A 17,005-nucleotide genomic window follows, 5' to 3' on the forward strand; every position below is an offset into this window, starting at 1 on the left:
CCGCCGCGGGGGACCGCGGCGGGTTCTTCTTTGCGGCGGTCGCGGCTCAGGCGTGGGCGAGCACGGCGAGCAGGAGCAGCGCGATGATGTTGGTGATCTTGATCGCCGGGTTCACGGCGGGGCCCGCCGTGTCCTTGTAGGGATCGCCGACGGTGTCGCCGGTCACGGCCGCCTTGTGCGCGTCCGAGCCCTTACCGCCGTGGTGACCGTCCTCGATGTACTTCTTGGCGTTGTCCCAGGCGCCGCCCCCCGAGGTCATCGAGATCGCGACGTAGAGGCCGGTGAGGATCACGCCGAGCAGCGAGGCGCCGACGGTGGCGAAGGCTTGGCTCTTGCCCGCGATCGCCTGGATCACGAAGAACAGCACGATCGGCGTCAGCACCGGCAGCAGCGAGGGGATGATCATCTCCTTGATCGCCGCACGGGTCAGCATGTCGACGGCGCGGCCGTAATCCGGCCGGTCGGTGCCCTGCATGATGCCGGGCTTGGCCCGGAACTGGCGGCGCACCTCCTCGACCACCGCGCCGGCGGCGCGGCCCACGGCCGTCATGGCGATGCCCGCGAACAGGAACGGGATCAGGCCGCCGAGCAGGAGCCCGACCACGACGTAGGGGTTGGAGAGCGAGAAATCGACGGAGACCCCTTGGAAGAAGCGGTATTGCGTCGGGCTGGCATTGGCGATGAAGTAGTTCAGGTCCGAGGTGTAGGCGGCGAACAGCACCAGGGCGCCGAGACCCGCCGAGCCGATGGCGTAGCCCTTGGTCACCGCCTTGGTGGTGTTGCCCACCGCGTCGAGCGCGTCGGTCGCCTTGCGCACGTCGGAGGGCAGGCCCGCCATCTCGGCGATGCCGCCCGCATTGTCGGTGACCGGACCGAAGGCATCGAGCGCCACGATGAAGCCCGCGAGGGCCAGCATCGCCGTCACCGCGATGGCGATGCCGAACAGGCCGCCCAGCGCGTAAGTGGCGATGATGCCCGCCACGATGACGATGGCCGGCAGCGCGGTCGATTCGAGCGAGATCGCCAGCCCCTGGATCACGTTGGTGCCGTGGCCGGTGACGGAGGCGGTGGCGATCGACTTCACCGGGCGGAAGTTCGTGCCGGTGTAGTACTCGGTGATAACGACGATCAGCGCGGTGATGACGAGGCCGAGCACCGCGCAGCCGAACAGCGCCCCCGAGGTGAAGGTGAGGCCGGTATTCGTCGTGAAGCTGGTCGAGAAGCCGCCGAACAGGGCGAGGTTCACGCCGGCAATGGCCACGATCGAGAGGACGCCGGCCGCGATCAGGCCCTTGTAGAGCGCCCCCATGATCGACTGGTTGGCGCCGAGCTTCACCGCGTAGGTGCCGGCGATCGAGGTGACGATGCAGGCCGCCCCGATGGCGAGCGGGTAGAGCATCATCGCCTCCAACACGGCGGCGTTGCCCGCGAAGAAGATCGCCGCGAGCACCATGGTGGCGACCACGGTCACCGCGTAGGTCTCGAACAGGTCCGCGGCCATGCCGGCGCAGTCGCCGACATTGTCGCCGACATTGTCGGCGATGGTCGCGGGGTTGCGCGGATCGTCCTCGGGAATGCCGGCCTCGACCTTGCCGACGAGGTCGCCGCCGACATCGGCGCCCTTGGTGAAGATGCCGCCACCGAGGCGGGCGAAGATCGAGATCAGCGAGGCGCCGAAGCCGAGCGCCACCAGGGCGTCGATGACCTCGCGGCTGCCCGGCGCCAATCCGGCGCCGCGGGTGAGGAACAGGTAGTAGAGAGCGACACCCAGCAGCGCGAGGCCCGCCACCAGCATGCCGGTGACGGCACCGGACTTGAAGGCGACCTCCAGACCGCCCCCGAGCGACTGCGTCGCGGCTTGTGCCGTGCGAACGTTGGCGCGCACCGAGACATTCATGCCGATGAAGCCGGCCGCGCCCGAGAGCACCGCGCCGATCAGGAAGCCGATCGCGACCTTGATACCGAGGAAGTAGGCCAGAAGGACGAAGAGGACGAGGCCGACGATTCCGATGGTGGCGTACTGGCGCCTCAGATAGGCCTGCGCTCCCTCGGCGATGGCGCCCGCAATCTCCTGCATGCGCTGCGTGCCCGCATCCCTTCGCATCACGTCACGGATCGTCACAACACCGTAGGCAACGGCGCAGAGCCCGCCCACGATGATCAGCAAAAGTGCGGTCATGCGTGCGTCCTTGGATTTTGATTGTGATGTGCCGAGCTTGGCCGGAATGGCCGACGGACGTCGCTCGGTTTGAGGCGCCCTCCCTGGAGAAGCTGAACTTGATTGCCAAACTTCGGCGTTCAGCGCAAATGCCTCGTGCCGTTGAGAACCTTTCGAAACGGCCAAGATGCAAGATAATGACAAGAATTCGATCGCTGCAGCGCGATCGCTGCACTGCACGATGACCGCACAAACGGTCGTCTCGCGCTCATCGGACGATCGCGGCGGGAATTTTTCGGGTCTTGCCGAGCTTCACCACGTGCCCGGGAAGTTCCCTTTCCGTCATCCAGGACATCCGATATGCTGGCGGTTGGGATCGCCTGCAAGTTTGCGAGGCGCATAAGCCGATCGCGTGATTCTGGGCTCATACAGTCTCAAGGGGATCCGATCGCTCGATGGGTTCGCGGCGGTGAACGCCGCTTCGGCATCATGGCAGCCGTCATCGACGCTGATAATGTCCGCTTCCGACCGCCGGTACCTTAGAGGGCTCCCGACCGCCTCGCAGAGTCGGTCCAACCGTCGTGGGCTGTAATCGGGATAGCGCCAATGCGGCGACCTCAAACGGTCCCGCTATTGACGAGACCGGCACGGTGGCTCGGATCGGGTCCTACGCGCGACGCGTCCGGTCGAGGATCAGGGCCAACGCGCGTTCGGATTCGACCGCTTCGCGGTTAAGGGCGCATCTTCGATCACGCTCCTATCGAAGACGTCGAGAACCAAGAACCGGCCGCCTGATCCAGGCGCGAGCGCTCAACCGCAAGAGCAGCCGATCATCCCGTCCCGCTCGACGCACGGTGCTCCAAAAGGTCGTGAGATGCGCGCTTCAGCGCAGCGGCGGAGCCTTGTAGGCGGGGGCCAGGACGTAGCCGTCGGAGGTCCGGCGCGGGCCCTGCGGGGTCGCGATCAGCATGTTGCCGAAGTAGTCGTTGCCGGTCGGGCCGAAACCGCCGCCGTTCATGACGGTCGGGACCGGCACGGCGCCAATGGCGCGCAGATCCTGACCGTCAGTGCTGATCGGCGGCCCGCGGAAGCGACCGCTTTCGGGATCGACCTGATACACCACGGGTCCGCGCGCCTCGCCGTAGGGGCGATCCTGCAGGGTCTGAGCCTGGCCGGCCTGGGCGGTGAGCCCGAGAAGAGCGGCGGCAAGGAGGAGGCGGGCAGGGGCCACGGGCTTTCTCCGTCGTTGGAGGCTCTGAGCCGAGGGAACGCCGCCCGGCTCGGGAGGGCATCGACACTGGACGTGAGCCGACGCCGTTCGCAGCGCGGTCGGATCGGCTCGGGATGGCGTCTCGAAGCTGCGATCAAACCCCGGGACGTGACAAGGAAAGGTTGACGGACAGGGTTGACGGATTGGCCGCCGCCTCATCCCTTCGATTGCAGGACGGCGCGCGGCTCGCGCATCACGGGCGTGCAATCCGACTTATAGGCGTTCAGCGGCAGCGGCGTCGAGCTGCAGGAATAGGCCTCTTCCGGCGAAGGGGCGGGCACGGGATCGCGCGCCACGATCGGATGGGGGGCGCAGGCTCCGGTGGCGGCGCCGGCGAGCGCCAGGGCGGCGAAGAGCTTCAGGCGGCGCATGCGGGTCCTCGAAACACGTCGACCCGCCGGGACGGCCCGGCGGCGGAACGGGAGAAGACCCTGCGGACACGGAGGCTCACTGACAAGCTTCTCCCCCCCGATGGGCAGGCGAACAGGGCCGATTGCCCGGCCCTGTCGCCCCACCGCAACAACCCGCGGCGGGGGAGTCTTCCGGCTCAGACCGCCTTCTGCATCGGCACCACGTTGTGGAGCGTGCGGTCGGCGTTGTCGAAGAAGCGGCGGACGTTGCGCGCCGCCTGCCGGATGCGCTGCTCGTTCTCGACGAGCGCGATGCGGACGTACTCGTCGCCGTGCTCGCCGAAGCCGATGCCCGGCGCCACCGCGACGTCGGATTTCTCGAGGAGCAGCTTGGAGAATTCCAGGCTGCCGAGCTCCCGGAATTTCTCCGGGATCGGAACCCAGGCAAACATCGAGGCCTCCGGCGACGGCAGCTTCCAGCCGGCCTTGCCGAAGGATTCGATCAGGGCGTCACGGCGCTTCTTGTAGGTCGCCCGCATCTCCTTGATGCAGTCGTCCGGCCCGTTGAGCGCGGCGGTGGCCGCGACCTGGATCGGCGTGAAGGCGCCGTAATCGAGGTAGGACTTCACCCGCGTCAGCGCCGCGAGCAGTCGCTCGTTGCCGACGGCGAACCCCATGCGCCACCCCGCCATCGAGAAGGTCTTCGACAGCGAGGTGAACTCGACGGTGCAATCCATGGCGCCCGGAACCTGGAGCACGGAGGGCGGTGGGTTCTTGTCGTCGAAATAGACCTCGGCATAGGCGAGATCCGAGAGCAGGATCAGCTCGTGCTTCTTCGCGAAGGCGACGAGGTCGCGGTAGAAGTCGAGGCTCGCGACGTAGGCCGTCGGGTTCGAGGGATAGCAGACCACGAGCGCCACCGGCTTCGGGATCGAGTGGACGACCGCCTTCTCCAGCGCCGGGAACATCGCCGGGGTCGGCTCGGCCGGCACGGAGCGGATCACGCCGCCGGCCATCAGGAAGCCGAAGGCGTGGATCGGGTAGCTCGGGTTGGGAACCAGCACCACGTCGCCCGGCGCGGTGATCGCCTGGGCCATGTTAGCGAAGCCTTCCTTCGAGCCCAGCGTCGCTACCACCTGCGTCTCGGGATTGAGGCTCACCCCGAAGCGGCGCTGATAGTAGCCGGCCTGGGCCCGGCGCAGGCCGGCGATGCCCTTGGAGGCGGAGTAGCGGTCGGTGCGCGGCTTGCCGGCGGTCTCGACGAGCTTCTCGATGACGTGGCGCGGGGCGTCGAGGTCGGGGTTGCCCATGCCGAGATCGATGATGTCGGCGCCACGGGCTCGGGCGGCGGCCTTGATCCGGTTCACCTGCTCGAAGACGTAAGGCGGAAGGCGCTTGATGCGGTGGAAATCGGTCATGGCGTCGATCTGTCCGGTGTCGCGAACCCTCCTCCCGCGGGGAATCGTCGGCGGTGAGGAGTCGGTCTGTTTACCACCGACGCGCCCGCGCGCCGATACGAAATCTCAATCCCGGAGCGCGATGACGGGCGCGCACGCCCGGCCCGGCGATCGAAGCGGGCTCCTCACTGCACCGGGTTCGGCGCGAGACCCTTCGCGGCGTCCTTGGCCGCCCCTTCCGCCGCGCGCCCCTTAGCCTCGTTGCGGTTGCGCGCGCCCTCGAGTTCCGCCTGCAGCGCGCTCTGCCCGGCCGAGTTGCGAGCGCGAATGGCGCGCCGGGGCGCCGATTCGCCCACTGGCATGTAGGTCGCCTCGCTCTTGCGGGATTGCGCCACGAATTCGGGCGCCTCCACCGGCTTGATGCCGGAACCCGTGCTGACCATCGCCGCCTTCAGCGGATTGACGTCGCTCGAACAACCGCCGGCCGAGGCCACGGCGGCGGCGACCGGCAGGACCAGAACAATAGTGCGGGCGGCACGGCGCAAGATCATGACAACGGGCTGAAAATCGATCCTGGAGCGGGCGACATCTGCTGGGTGGAGCGTTAATTTGTCGGAAACGAGGCTCGGGCCGTCCGGAAGGGGCGGAATGCGGGCGCACCCTGGGAGGACGTGTCGCGTGGCCACGGAGCGGATGAGCCCGGCAACGCCGGAATTCGAGAGGATCGCGCACAGCGCGAATCAACTTGCGGAGGCATTCCGGCAATCGGCGGCGGCCAGCCTGAAACCGTTCGAGCAGGCGGGACAGGGAACGCTGCAGCCGGGCGCGAAGCTTCAGGGCGCCGACGAAATCGACGAGATGACCCGCACCCTCACGCGGGTCGCCGAGACGTGGCTGAAGGATCCCGAGAAGGCGCTGCAGGCCCAGACCAAGCTCGGCCAGTCCTTCGCCGCCCTCTGGGCCTCGACCCTGAGCCGGATGCAGGGCGCGCCCGCCGCACCGGTCGCCGAGCCCGAGGCCAAGGACAAGCGCTTCGCCCACGCCGATTGGAGCGCCAATCCGCTCTTCGACATCATCAAGCAGAGCTACCTGATCCTCGGCCGCTGGGCGGAGGAAATGGTCGAAACGGCGGAGGGGATCGACGAGCACACCCGCCACAAGGCCGAGTTCTACCTGCGCCAACTCCTGTCGGCCTACTCGCCCTCGAACTTCGTGATGACCAACCCCGAACTCCTGCGCCAGACGCTGGAGGAGGGCGGCGCCAACCTGATGCGCGGCATGAAGATGCTGCAGGAGGATCTGGAGGCGGGCGGCGGCCAGCTCCGGGTGCGCCAGACCGATCTCAACGCCTTCACCTTCGGCGAGGACGTGGCGGTGACCCCCGGCGAGGTCATCTTCCGCAACGAGTTGATGGAGCTGATCCAGTACGCGCCGACCACTGAAACGGTCTTGAAGCGCCCGCTCCTGATCGTACCGCCCTGGATCAACAAGTATTATATCCTCGATCTCAACCCGAAGAAGAGCCTCATCGGCTGGATGGTCTCCCAGGGGATCACGGTGTTCGTGATCTCCTGGGTCAACCCGGACGAGCGCCACCGCGACAAGGACTTCGAGTCCTACATGCGCGAGGGCATCGAGACCGCGATCGACATGATCGGCGTGGCCACCGGGGAGAGCGAGGTCGCGGCGGCGGGCTACTGCGTCGGCGGCACCCTGCTCGCCGTGACGCTGGCTTACCAGGCGGCGACCGGCAACCGGCGCATCAAGAGCGCGACCTTCCTCACCACGCAGGTCGATTTCACCCATGCGGGCGACCTCAAGGTCTTCGCCGACGAGGGGCAGATCAAGGCGATCGAGGAGCGGATGGCCGAGCGCGGCTACCTGGAAGGCGCGCGCATGGCCAACGCCTTCAATATGCTCAGGCCCAACGACCTGATCTGGTCCCACGTCGTCAACAACTACGTGCGCGGCAAGGCGCCGACGGCCTTCGACCTGCTGTACTGGAACGCCGACGCGACGCGGATGCCCGCGGCCAATCACTCGTTCTACCTGCGCAACTGCTACCTCAACAACACGCTCTCCAAGGGGCAGATGGTGCTCGGCAACGTGCGCCTCGACCTCAAGAAGGTGAAGGTACCGGTCTTCAACCTCGCCACCCGCGAGGACCACATCGCCCCGGCGCTCTCGGTCTTCGAGGGATCGGCGAAGTTCGGCGGCAAGGTCGATTACGTGCTGGCGGGCTCGGGCCACATCGCGGGGGTCGTCAACCCGCCGGGCCCGAAGGCCAAATACGGCTTCCGCACCGGCGGCCCGGCCCGGGGCAAGTTCGCGGAGTGGGTCGAGAAGTCGACGGAGCATACGGGCTCGTGGTGGCCCTACTGGTTCCAGTGGCTGGAGGAGCAGGCGCCCGAACGTGTTCCCGCACGCGTGCCCGGAACGGGGGCGCTGCCCTCCCTCGCCCCGGCGCCCGGCACCTATGTGCGCATGAAAGGCTGAGGAATCGACAGGAACCGTGCATCCACCGCATCGCTGTTGCGGACACGGGACCGTGATTTGCCTTATCTGATCCCGGGGCCGGCTTCCGCCCCGGGAGGATCGACGCAGGGTGCAGCACGCCACCGAACTCATCTCGATCATCGCGCTCGGTCTGGTCTGCGCGTTCATCGGCGGCATGCTGGCGCAGAGGATCCGGTTGCCGCCCCTCGTCGGCTACCTCGTCGCCGGCATCGCCATCGGCCCCTTCACCCCCGGCTTCGTCGGCGATCCGGCGCTGGCGAGCCAGCTCGCCGAACTCGGCGTCATCCTGCTGATGTTCGGCGTCGGCCTGCACTTCTCCATCGGCGACCTGCTCGCGGTGCGCACCATCGCGCTGCCCGGGGCGATCGTGCAGATCGCCGTGGCGACCGCCATGGGCGCCGGCCTCGCCTGGGGCTTCGGCTGGGGCGCGGGGGCGGGTCTCGTCTTCGGGCTGGCACTCTCGGTGGCAAGCACGGTCGTGCTGCTTCGGGCGCTCGAAGGCCGCGGACTGCTCGATACCGACAAGGGCCGCATCGCCGTCGGCTGGCTGATCGTCGAGGATCTCGCCATGGTGGTGGCCCTCGTGCTTCTGCCAGCGCTGGCGCCCTCTCTCGGCGGCGAGGCGGCGGGGATGGTGGGCCATCACGTCGCGCCCGATCACGGCCTGTGGGTCACGCTGGGGCTGACGCTGGCCAAGGTCGGCGTGTTCATCGCCGTGATGCTCATCGGCGGCCGCCGCTTCGTCCCCTACCTGCTGGCGCTGGCCGCCCGCACCGGGTCGCGGGAGCTGTTCACCCTCGCGGTGCTCGCGAGCGCGGTCGGCATCGCCTACGCCTCCTCCGAACTGTTCGGCGTGTCCTTCGCCCTCGGCGCCTTCTTCGCCGGCATGGTGCTCGCCGAATCCGACCTCAGCCATCAGGCGGCGGCCGATTCCCTGCCGCTGCAGGACGCCTTCGCCGTGCTGTTCTTCGTCTCGGTCGGCATGCTGTTCGACCCCGGCATCGTCCTGCGCGAGCCGCTCTCGATCCTCGGCGTCGTCGGCGTCATCGTGCTGGGCAAGTCGCTTGCGGCCATCGCCATCGTGCTCGCCTTCGGCCATCCCGTGGGAACGGCGCTCACCATCGCCGCCAGCCTCGCGCAGATCGGCGAGTTCTCGTTCATCCTCGCCGGTCTCGGCATCTCCCTGAAGCTGCTGCCGCCGGAGGGACGCGACCTGATCCTCGGCGGTGCGCTCCTGTCGATCACCCTCAACCCGCTGTTCTTCGGGCTGGCCGACCGGGTGTCGCGCTGGCTCGGCGAGCGGCCGGATCTGCGCAACCGATTCGAGCGCCGCGCCGCCGCGCCGCTGCCGGTGCGAACCGCCGCCCACGGGTTGAGCGGCCACGCCGTGATCATCGGCTACGGCCGCGTCGGCAGCGCCATCGGCAAGGCGCTGCAGGACTGGAACCTGCCCTTCGTCGTGGTGGAGCGCGACCGCCGCCGGGTTGAGGACCTGCGGATGCAGGGCGTGCCGGCGGTGTTTGGCGACGCCACCGCGCCGGGGATCCTGGAGGCCGCCGACATCGCTTCGGCCCGCCTCGTCGTCGTCGCGACCCCCGACCCGCACCAGGCGCGGCGGCTGCTCGCCAAGGCCCGCAAGGCCAATCCGGACATCGACAGCGTGGTGCGCACCCACAGCGACAGCGAGCGCCGCCGGCTGGAGGAGGACGGCGTCGGCCTCGTCCTGATGGCCGAGCGGGAACTGGCGCTCGGCATGATGACCTACGCGCTGCGCAGCCTCGGCGTGCGCGAGGGCGAGGCGCGGCTGTTCGTGGATTCGAGCCGCTCGGAGGGGCAGGTCGCCCCGATCTCCGAGCCTGATCAGCCGGTTCCCGAGCTGCGTCAGCGGCGTGACGAGCCGGAGTAGGACGAAGCGCCCCTCAGAAGCTGTCGAGGCGGGTGATGAAGACCGCGAGCTCGCTCTGGCGACGGATCGCGAGTTTGCCGTAGACGGCCTTCAGCTGGCTGCGCACCGTGCTCTCGCCGACGGCGAGCTGGTCGGCCACCTCCCGCGGCGCCGCACCCAGCCCGACCAGGGCGGCGACACGCGCCTCGGCCCGGGTGAGGCCGAGCTGCTCCAGAAGCGGCTCGATCGGGCGCGTGGCCGGCGCGAGCAGATCACGCAGGAGCAGGATGACGCCGCCCCCGAGACCGGCGCCGGCCGCCGGAAGAGGGTCGTCGCCGCGCAAGGGCAGCGCCTCGACATAGAGCGGACGCCCGCCGCCCCGCCGACGCAGGAGGAGCCTCTCCTGCCGCGGCCATGTCTCTTCCGGCAGAACATCGCTGAGGAAGCGATCGAAGCGCGCAGTCTCGACCGGCTCCGCGGCGGCCGGCACGAGGCCCGTGCGCAGGATGAGGTGGCCCGTCGCCAGACGCTCGGCTGCCGGGTTGACGAGGCGGACCCGGCCGCGGGCATCGAGAACGACGATCCCGGCCCGCATCCGCTCCAGGGCGGAGGCAAGCCCCTCCACCTCCCGGCGCAGGTCGCCGACGAGCGCCGTGAGCCGGAAGGCGCGGATAACGTGCGGTCCGATGAGCCCCAGCCGCTCGATCTCGGCGCCCTCGAAGGGCCCCTTGCCGACATCGCGCGGAGCGCTGAAGGAGAGCGTGAAGCGGTCCATCGGGTCGGCGCCGATATAGGCGCAGAGATTGCCGAGGCGGTGCCGGTCGACGAAGTGCTGGAAGAACGGGTCGGCGCGCTTCTCGTCGGCCGTGAGATACATCTCGTCGACCGTGACCGTGCCCGGCCTCATGATGCCGCGCTCCCGGCCGAGGTGGATGCGCGTGTCGTGCTGCCACCAGCCGCCGACGCCGTAATCGAGGTTCACGTCGGCGATCCGCTCGGAAGCCAGCGTCTGCGCGGTGCGCGCGGGATCGTGCGAGACGATCACGCCCCCGCGCGCGCCGACCGCATCGGCGATCCCGTCGAGGGCGCCGGACCATGCGCCGGACCCCGACTCGGGCTCGAGCGCGGCCGCGTAGCAGGCGTTGATCAGGGCAAGAGGATCGAAAGCCGACATCGCCGACACGAATGCCCCCGCCGGTCGGCCTGCGGCGCACGTCGACCCGCCCAGGTTCGCCCGAAAGGTGAAAGACGGATTCACCGATCGGGTCGTTTCAACCCGCTCGGATCCGCCCCTCGGAGGAAAGTGCAGTAAGCTGAAGCAGGTTTCGCGTCGGACGGCGACTACCGATCAGAAGCGATGAACCGTTTCGAGGGCGCCATCCCCAGTTGTCTCGCGACGAAGGACTGCAGCGTCGAGGTGTCGGACGAACAACGCCGCCCAAAGCGGGCAATCCGTGCGACGGGCCGGCACGGCATGTCCGCTGCGGCGTGTTCATGGCGCGGGCTCGGCGACGGCTCCGATCCGAAGAACCGGGGCGGAGTGACGATTGCCGCCCGCGGCCTTGCCTCAGCCCTCGATGCGCGAGAAGTCGGCCACCTCGCGGGTAGCCGCGCGCAGGGCATTGAGCAGCAGGAGCCGGTTCCGGCGAAGGGCCGGATCGTCGGCGTTGACGGTGACCTTCTCGAAGAAGGCGTCCACCGGCGCCCGCAGCCGCGACAGTGCCCGCATCGCCCCGGCGAAGTCTTCGGCCGCCACCGCCGCGGACGCTTCCTGGCGGGCCCCGGCAAGCGCTTCGGCGAGCGCCCGCTCTTCCGGCTGGCCGGAGGCCGCGAGCGCCGCATCGGGAGCGGCGTCATAGGTGCGGCCGTCCTTCTTCTCCTCGATGCGCAGGATGTTGGCCGCGCGCTTGTAGCCGGCGAGGAGGTTTTTCCCGTCCTCGGTGGCAAGGAACGCGCCGAGCGCCTCGACGCGGCGGACGACCATCAGCAGGTCGTCCTGGCCGGGCAGCGCGAAGACGGCATCGATCAGGTCGTGGCGGGCGCCCTGGTCGCGCAGGTAGACCTTGAGGCGTTCGGCGAGGAAGGCGAGGAGATCCTTCGCCCGCGGATCGGTCAGATCGGCGTCTTCGTCGAGCGCGCCGGGTGCGGCATCACCCGACAGGTCGAGGATCGCGACAGACTTCCCCGGCAGTTCGTCGAAGGCATCCCAGATCGGCCCGTCGAGAAGCGACAGCCGCAATCCGTTCTCGAGGATCAGACGGATCACGCCGAGCGCGGCGCGGCGCAGACCGAACGGGTCCTTGCTGCCTGTCGGCTTCTCGTCGATCGACCAGAAGCCGGCGAGCAGATCGAGCTTGTCGGCCATCGCGACCGCGATCGAAACGATCTCCGTCGGCACGCGATCGCTCGGGCCGAGCGGCTTGTAATGCTCTTCGATGGCGGCCGCGACGCGGGGATCCTCGCCCTGCAGGGTCGCATATTTGCGGCCCATCAAGCCCTGGAGTTCCGGAAACTCGCCGACCATCTCGGTCACGAGATCCGCCTTGGCGAGGCGCGCGGCCCGCTCGACGAGATCAAGGTCGAACCGGATGTCGAGGGCGGAGGCGATCCGGCGCGCCAGGCCGGCGATGCGGGTGACCCGCTCGCCCTGCGTCCCGAGCTTCTCGTGGAAGACGATCGAGTCGAGCTTCGGCAGCCGATCCTCTAACTTCGTGGCCTTGTCGGTCTCCCAGAAGAATTTTGCGTCCGAGAGCCGGGCGCGCACCACGCGCTCGTTGCCGGCGGTGATCGCCGCGCCGCCATCGGAGGCGATGAGGTTGGAGACCAGCAGGAAGGCCGGTGCCAGTTCCTCGGAACCGGATTTGCGCAGCACGAAGCACTTCTGATTGGCGCGGATGGTGGCGCGGATCGCCTCGGCCGGGATCTCGAGGAAGCGTTCCTCGAACGCGCCCATCAGCACCACCGGCCGCTCCACCAGCCCGGCGACTTCCTCGAGCAAGCCCTCGTCCTCCACGAGGTCGAGGCCGCGGGCGAAGGCGAGGTCCTTGGCGTCGTGCAGGATGATGTCCTTGCGCCGGTCGGCGTCGAGGATCACGTCGGCGCGCTCGAGTGCCTGAACGTAGTCGTCGAAGCGGCGCACCTCGAAGGGCTCCGGCTTCAGGAAGCGGTGGCCGCTGGTGACCGTGCCGGCGGTGATGCCGTCGACGGAGAACGGCACCACCTCCGGCGTCTCGGTCTCAGGGCCGAAGGTCGCGACGATCGATTGCAGCGGGCGCACCCAGCGCAGGGAGCCGGGCTGGGCCGAGGCCGCGCCCCAGCGCATCGATTTCGGCCAGGGGAAATTCCGGATGATGCCCGGCAGGATCTCGGCCAGCACGTCCAGCGTCTCGCGGCCGGGCCGCTCGATCACCGCGAGGTAGAACTCGCCCTTCTTCGGGTCGGTGACGGTGGTGGCCTGATCGAGGCTCGACAACCCCGCGCTCTTCAAAAAGCCCTGCACGGCGGCGTCCGGCGCGCCGAGGCGGGGCCCGCGCCGCTCCTCGCGCACGGCCTCGCCGCGGGCGGGCAGCCCGGCGACGTGCAGCGCCAGCCGCCGCGGCGTCGCGAAGGCCTTGGCGCCCTCGTAGAGGAAGCCGCGCTCCACCAGCGCGTCGGTGACGAGCTTCCTCAGATCCTCGGCCGCGCGCCGCTGCATGCGCGCGGGAATCTCTTCGGAGCGGAGTTCGAGAAGGAGGTCAGGCATGCGCGCGGGAATAGCCCTCCGCTCAAGCCGCGTCGAGCCGGGAGATGGGCGTCGTCTGTCACCGCGCGCGCTTCGTCATCGCGAGCGTCAGCAGGGCGATCCGGCGCGGCGATCCATTCGGATCTGGCGCTGCCCTGGTTCGCGCCGGCTTTCCCTCGCGATGAGGAGGGAAAAGATTCGGCGGCGCGATCTAACCGATCGGCCCGCCCCCTTTGCGCGTCACCGTCACCACCGACGGCCGAGGCGGCATGTCGGGCGAAAAATCCGGCCAGCGCGTCGAGGGCTTCTCGTAGGAGCCCAACGCCCCCTCCTCGTCGGGCTCGCCGGGATGCTGGACCGCGACGAAGAAGGTCCCGTCGTCGGGGGTGAAGCAGGGGCCGCACATCTCGGCGCCCACCGGCACCCGCAGGAAGTGGCGCGCGGTGCCCCGGCGCGGCCCTTCCGTCTCCACCGCCCAGATGCCGTCGGCCCGGCCCGTGGCGCGGCGGTTGTTGCCGTCGGTGGCAATCCAGAGGCGGCCGCGCCCGTCGAAGGTGCAGTTGTCGGGCATGCCGAACCAGCCGTTCTCGGTGGTGAGCGCGGAGAAACTCGCCTTCACCTCGGGCTTGGCCGGGTCGCCGCAGCGCACCAGCACCTCCCAGCGGAAGGTCTCGGCACCGTGGTCGGTCTGGTCGGGAGCGATCTCGATGACGTGCCCGAAGGCGTTGGGGCCGCGCGGGTTGCTCGGGTCGGTCTGGTCGGCCGCGCGCTTCACGTTGTTGGTCAGCATCACGTAGACGCGGCCGGTCTGCGGGTTCGCCTCGATGTCCTCGGGGCGGTCCATCGGCGTGGCGCCGAGCCTCTTGGCGGCGCGGCGGGTCTCGATCAGCACGTCGGCCTGGGACGCGAAGCCGTTCTCCGCATCGAGCCCGTTCGCGCCATGCACCAGCGGCAGCCAGCGGCCGGTGCCGTCCGGCTCGAACCGGGCGACGCTGAGGGTGCCGGAATCGAGGAGATCGGCGTTGGCGCCGCGCTCCGCCTGCACGCGGCCGGCGCTGACGAAGCGGTAGACGTGCTGGAAGCGCTCGTCGTCGCCGAGATAGATGACGTAGCGCCCGTCGAGCGCGCGCGCGCCGGCCGCGCCCTCGTGCTTGAACCGGCCGAGCGCCGTGCGCTTCTTCGGGGTCGCGCCCGGATCGAACGGATCGATCTCGACCACCCAGCCGAACCGGTTCGGCTCGTGGGGTGTCCGCGCGAGGTCGAAGCGCGGATGGAAGCGGCTCCAGGCGTATTGCAGGCTGCCCAGGCCCATCGCCTTGGCGTTGCCGGTCTCCGGATGCCCGGCGGGCAGGACGCCGCCGAAATAGTAGTTGATGTTCTCCTCACCCGAGAGCCAGGTCCCCCAGGGCGTGACGCCGCCCGAGCAGTTGTTGATCATGCCGAGCACGCGCCGGCCGCTCGGATCGGCCTCGGTGACGAGGCGGGGATGGCCGGCCGCCGGACCGGTGAGATCCATCGGCGTCTGCGCGGTGATGCGCCGCGTGTAGGGCGAACCGATGACCGGGCGCCAGCCCTCCGCCTCGCGGAAGATCTCGACCACCGAGCCGCCATGGGCGGCCATCTCGACCGCGACCTGATCCGGACTCAGAGCCGCGATCACGGCCTTGCGGTCGGCCGCATCGAGACCGGGAAACATCAGCTCGGCATTGGTGTATTCGTGGTTGACTACGAGCAGGCCGCGCCGACCCTCGGTATCGAGCGGGATGAAGCCGACGAAATCGTTGTTGTAGCCGAGCTGGCGCTCCTGCGCCCCGGCGCTCTGCCGCCTCGGGTCGAAGGCGGGGGCGTCGGAAAACAGCGGGTCGCCCCAGCGCAGCAGGGGCTTGGCCTCGTAGCCCTCGGCCACGTGCAGATACTCATCGACGCCGGCCGTAAGTTCCGGGAAATCGAAGGCGGATGTCTCCGCCGCTGCGGCGGCAACCTGCGGCGCAACCCCGGCGGTGAGCGCGACGGCGAGCGAGCCGCGCATCAGGTCGCGCCGGGAAAAGCGGTGCGCGATCACCGCGTCGAGGGTCGGGGCGTCGGGCATGTCGGACATCGTGGCGCGTCTCATCAGCCTGCGAGAGGCGGCGCGCCTACGCCCATCAGATGTCGCTTCGATGACGAAACAGCTCTGGGTGGGTGGCGGCGCTCTAAGGAAGCGGCGCCGACAGGAGGGCGACGAGATCCCAGGTCTCGCCCTTCAGCGATCGGACATTGGCGATCTTCCACGCGCCCGCCTCGCGCACGAGGCTGTAGCGCAGCTCCTGAGGACCGCCGTTGCGGAACGTTGCCCTGACCTCGGCCCGATCACCCTCGCTCGAGAGCGGTGCGAGCGCCAGCGACGCGGCGAAGCTCGGCTCGGTATCCTGACCGTTGACGTGAAAGGCGAAGCCCAGCCGCCCGACCTCGCCCTTGGCCTCGCGCTGGTCACGCGCATAGAGCGTGCGCAGGCGCTTGGCGTAGAAGCGCACGGCATTGATGTCGTCCGCCGCGTAGAAGGCCCGCACGGTCTCCACCGGATCGGTCGCGGATTGCGCGAAGGCCGGACCGGCGAGGAGGCCGAAGGCCAGGGCCAGGATTGCGCGGCGACGCATCGCTCAGGCCGCCGCGGCGTGGCCGCCGGCCTCGGTCTTCAGCCAGGCCGCGCCGCAGGCCTTGGCCAGCTCGCGTACCCGCAGGATGTAGCTCTGGCGCTCGGTGACCGAGATCACGCCGCGGGCATCGAGCAGGTTGAAGACGTGGCTCGCCTTGATGCACTGGTCGTAGGCCGGTTGCACGATACGGTGGCGCGCGCCCTCGCTCTCGGGCGCGCCGGCTTCGAGATAGAGGCGGCAGGCCTTCTCCGCGTCGGCGAAATGGCGGAACAGCATCGCCGTGTCGGCGGCCTCGAAGTTGTGGCGCGAATATTCCTGCTCGGCTTGGAGGAAGACGTCGCCATAGGTGACCTTCTCGTCACCCTCGCCGCCGTTGAAGTTGAGGTCGTAGACGTTCTCGACGCCCTGCACGTACATCGCCAGCCGCTCGAGCCCGTAGGTCAGCTCGCCGGCCACCGGCGCGCACTCGAAACCCGCGACCTGCTGGAAGTAGGTGAACTGGCTCACCTCCATTCCGTCGCACCAGCATTCCCAACCGAGACCCCAGGCGCCGAGCGTCGGGCTCTCCCAGTCGTCCTCGACGAAGCGGATGTCGTGGAGCTTGAGATCGACGCCGATCGCCTCCAGCGAGGCGAGGTAGAGCTCCTGCAGGTTCGGCGGGTTCGGCTTCAGGATCACCTGGAACTGATAATAGTGCTGCAGCCGGTTCGGGTTCTCGCCGTAGCGCCCGTCCTTGGGACGCCGCGAGGGCTGCACGTAGGCCGCCTTCCAGGGCTTCGGGCCGAGCGCCCGCAGCGTGGTGGCCGGATGGAAGGTGCCGGCGCCGACCTCCATGTCGTAGGGCTGGAGGATCACGCAGCCCTTGGCCGCCCAGAAGCGCTGCAGGGTGAGGATCAGGCCCTGGAACGAGCGTGTGGGCGAAAGGTCGGCGTCGCTCGACATGGCAGATCCGGCAGGAGGGAAGCTGCCGGACGGTTTAAGAGTGAGGGGCGGGGTGTCAAGCGAGCCGCCCCCTCGATCCGCCTAGGTCCGGGGGGCGGACCGGGTGAAGCTGCGCTTGGCCGTCCGGTC

General features: G+C 69.0%; 12 protein-coding genes. 2 read left to right on the plus strand and 10 right to left on the minus strand.

What is annotated here, in order from left to right:
* Positions 1-46: 46 nt before the first annotated feature.
* The 5 genes from MPPM_RS16835 to MPPM_RS16855 all read right to left on the minus strand — a co-directional run bounded on the left by MPPM_RS16835 (position 47) and on the right by MPPM_RS16855 (position 5,726).
* A complete protein-coding gene (locus MPPM_RS16835) occupies positions 47-2,179 on the minus strand; it encodes a sodium-translocating pyrophosphatase (protein WP_096486042.1) in 2,133 nt (710 codons plus the stop codon).
* 862 nt (positions 2,180-3,041) lie between these two features.
* Positions 3,042-3,389, minus strand: coding sequence for a hypothetical protein (locus MPPM_RS16840; RefSeq protein WP_096486043.1), 348 nt, complete (start codon positions 3,387-3,389; stop codon positions 3,042-3,044).
* A 194-nt stretch (positions 3,390-3,583) separates the two neighbouring features.
* Positions 3,584-3,799 (minus strand): hypothetical protein, encoded by a 216-nt coding sequence (locus MPPM_RS16845; protein ID WP_096486044.1) that lies wholly within the window; start codon positions 3,797-3,799, stop codon positions 3,584-3,586.
* A gap of 176 nt (positions 3,800-3,975) precedes the next feature.
* Positions 3,976-5,196 (minus strand): LL-diaminopimelate aminotransferase, encoded by a 1,221-nt coding sequence (locus MPPM_RS16850; RefSeq protein WP_096486045.1) that lies wholly within the window; start codon positions 5,194-5,196, stop codon positions 3,976-3,978.
* Positions 5,197-5,360: 164 nt separating this feature from the next.
* The gene (locus MPPM_RS16855; protein WP_096486046.1) at positions 5,361-5,726 is read right to left on the minus strand and encodes a hypothetical protein; all 366 of its coding nucleotides are present in this window, start codon (positions 5,724-5,726) and stop codon (positions 5,361-5,363) included.
* 127 nt (positions 5,727-5,853) lie between these two features.
* Between MPPM_RS16855 and MPPM_RS16860 the strand changes: the two genes are divergently transcribed.
* Positions 5,854-7,671 carry a PHA/PHB synthase family protein gene (locus MPPM_RS16860; protein WP_096486047.1) on the plus strand — a complete coding sequence of 606 codons (1,818 nt, stop codon included), beginning with the start codon at positions 5,854-5,856 and terminating at the stop codon, positions 7,669-7,671.
* A 109-nt stretch (positions 7,672-7,780) separates the two neighbouring features.
* Positions 7,781-9,598 carry a cation:proton antiporter domain-containing protein gene (locus MPPM_RS16865; RefSeq protein WP_096486048.1) on the plus strand — a complete coding sequence of 606 codons (1,818 nt, stop codon included), beginning with the start codon at positions 7,781-7,783 and terminating at the stop codon, positions 9,596-9,598.
* A 13-nt stretch (positions 9,599-9,611) separates the two neighbouring features.
* On the opposite strand, the gene MPPM_RS16870 is transcribed toward MPPM_RS16865, so the two are convergent.
* The 5 genes from MPPM_RS16870 to MPPM_RS16890 form a co-directional block, all read right to left on the minus strand.
* Complete coding sequence (locus tag MPPM_RS16870; RefSeq protein WP_096486049.1) at positions 9,612-10,751, minus strand: helix-turn-helix transcriptional regulator; 1,140 nt, start codon at positions 10,749-10,751, stop codon at positions 9,612-9,614.
* A gap of 393 nt (positions 10,752-11,144) precedes the next feature.
* The gene (gene glyS / locus MPPM_RS16875; RefSeq protein WP_096486050.1) at positions 11,145-13,319 is read right to left on the minus strand and encodes a glycine--tRNA ligase subunit beta; all 2,175 of its coding nucleotides are present in this window, start codon (positions 13,317-13,319) and stop codon (positions 11,145-11,147) included.
* A gap of 190 nt (positions 13,320-13,509) precedes the next feature.
* The gene (locus tag MPPM_RS16880) at positions 13,510-15,396 is read right to left on the minus strand and encodes a PhoX family protein (protein WP_096486051.1); all 1,887 of its coding nucleotides are present in this window, start codon (positions 15,394-15,396) and stop codon (positions 13,510-13,512) included.
* Positions 15,397-15,490: 94 nt separating this feature from the next.
* Positions 15,491-15,934, minus strand: coding sequence for a DUF3828 domain-containing protein (locus MPPM_RS16885; RefSeq protein ID WP_096486052.1), 444 nt, complete (start codon positions 15,932-15,934; stop codon positions 15,491-15,493).
* Between the two features lie 3 nt (positions 15,935-15,937).
* A complete protein-coding gene (locus tag MPPM_RS16890) occupies positions 15,938-16,876 on the minus strand; it encodes a glycine--tRNA ligase subunit alpha (RefSeq protein WP_096486053.1) in 939 nt (312 codons plus the stop codon).
* Positions 16,877-17,005: the final 129 nt, after the last annotated feature.

It is taken from the genome of Methylorubrum populi (assembly GCF_002355515.1).
In the GTDB taxonomy this organism is placed as follows: domain Bacteria; phylum Pseudomonadota; class Alphaproteobacteria; order Rhizobiales; family Beijerinckiaceae; genus Methylobacterium; species Methylobacterium populi_A.

Excerpts from the sequence above, each read along its gene's own strand:
- MPPM_RS16835 (WP_096486042.1), bottom strand. The coding sequence starts at position 2,179 with ATGACCGCACTTTTGCTGATCATCGTGGGCGGGCTCTGCGCCGTTGCC.
- MPPM_RS16845 (WP_096486044.1), bottom strand. The coding sequence starts at position 3,799 with ATGCGCCGCCTGAAGCTCTTCGCCGCCCTGGCGCTCGCCGGCGCCGCC.
- MPPM_RS16850 (WP_096486045.1), bottom strand. The coding sequence starts at position 5,196 with ATGACCGATTTCCACCGCATCAAGCGCCTTCCGCCTTACGTCTTCGAG.
- MPPM_RS16855 (WP_096486046.1), bottom strand. The coding sequence starts at position 5,726 with ATGATCTTGCGCCGTGCCGCCCGCACTATTGTTCTGGTCCTGCCGGTC.
- MPPM_RS16870 (WP_096486049.1), bottom strand. The coding sequence starts at position 10,751 with ATGTCGGCTTTCGATCCTCTTGCCCTGATCAACGCCTGCTACGCGGCC.
- glyS (WP_096486050.1), bottom strand. The coding sequence starts at position 13,319 with ATGCCTGACCTCCTTCTCGAACTCCGCTCCGAAGAGATTCCCGCGCGC.
- MPPM_RS16880 (WP_096486051.1), bottom strand. The coding sequence starts at position 15,396 with ATGTCCGACATGCCCGACGCCCCGACCCTCGACGCGGTGATCGCGCAC.
- MPPM_RS16885 (WP_096486052.1), bottom strand. The coding sequence starts at position 15,934 with ATGCGTCGCCGCGCAATCCTGGCCCTGGCCTTCGGCCTCCTCGCCGGT.
- MPPM_RS16890 (WP_096486053.1), bottom strand. The coding sequence starts at position 16,876 with ATGTCGAGCGACGCCGACCTTTCGCCCACACGCTCGTTCCAGGGCCTG.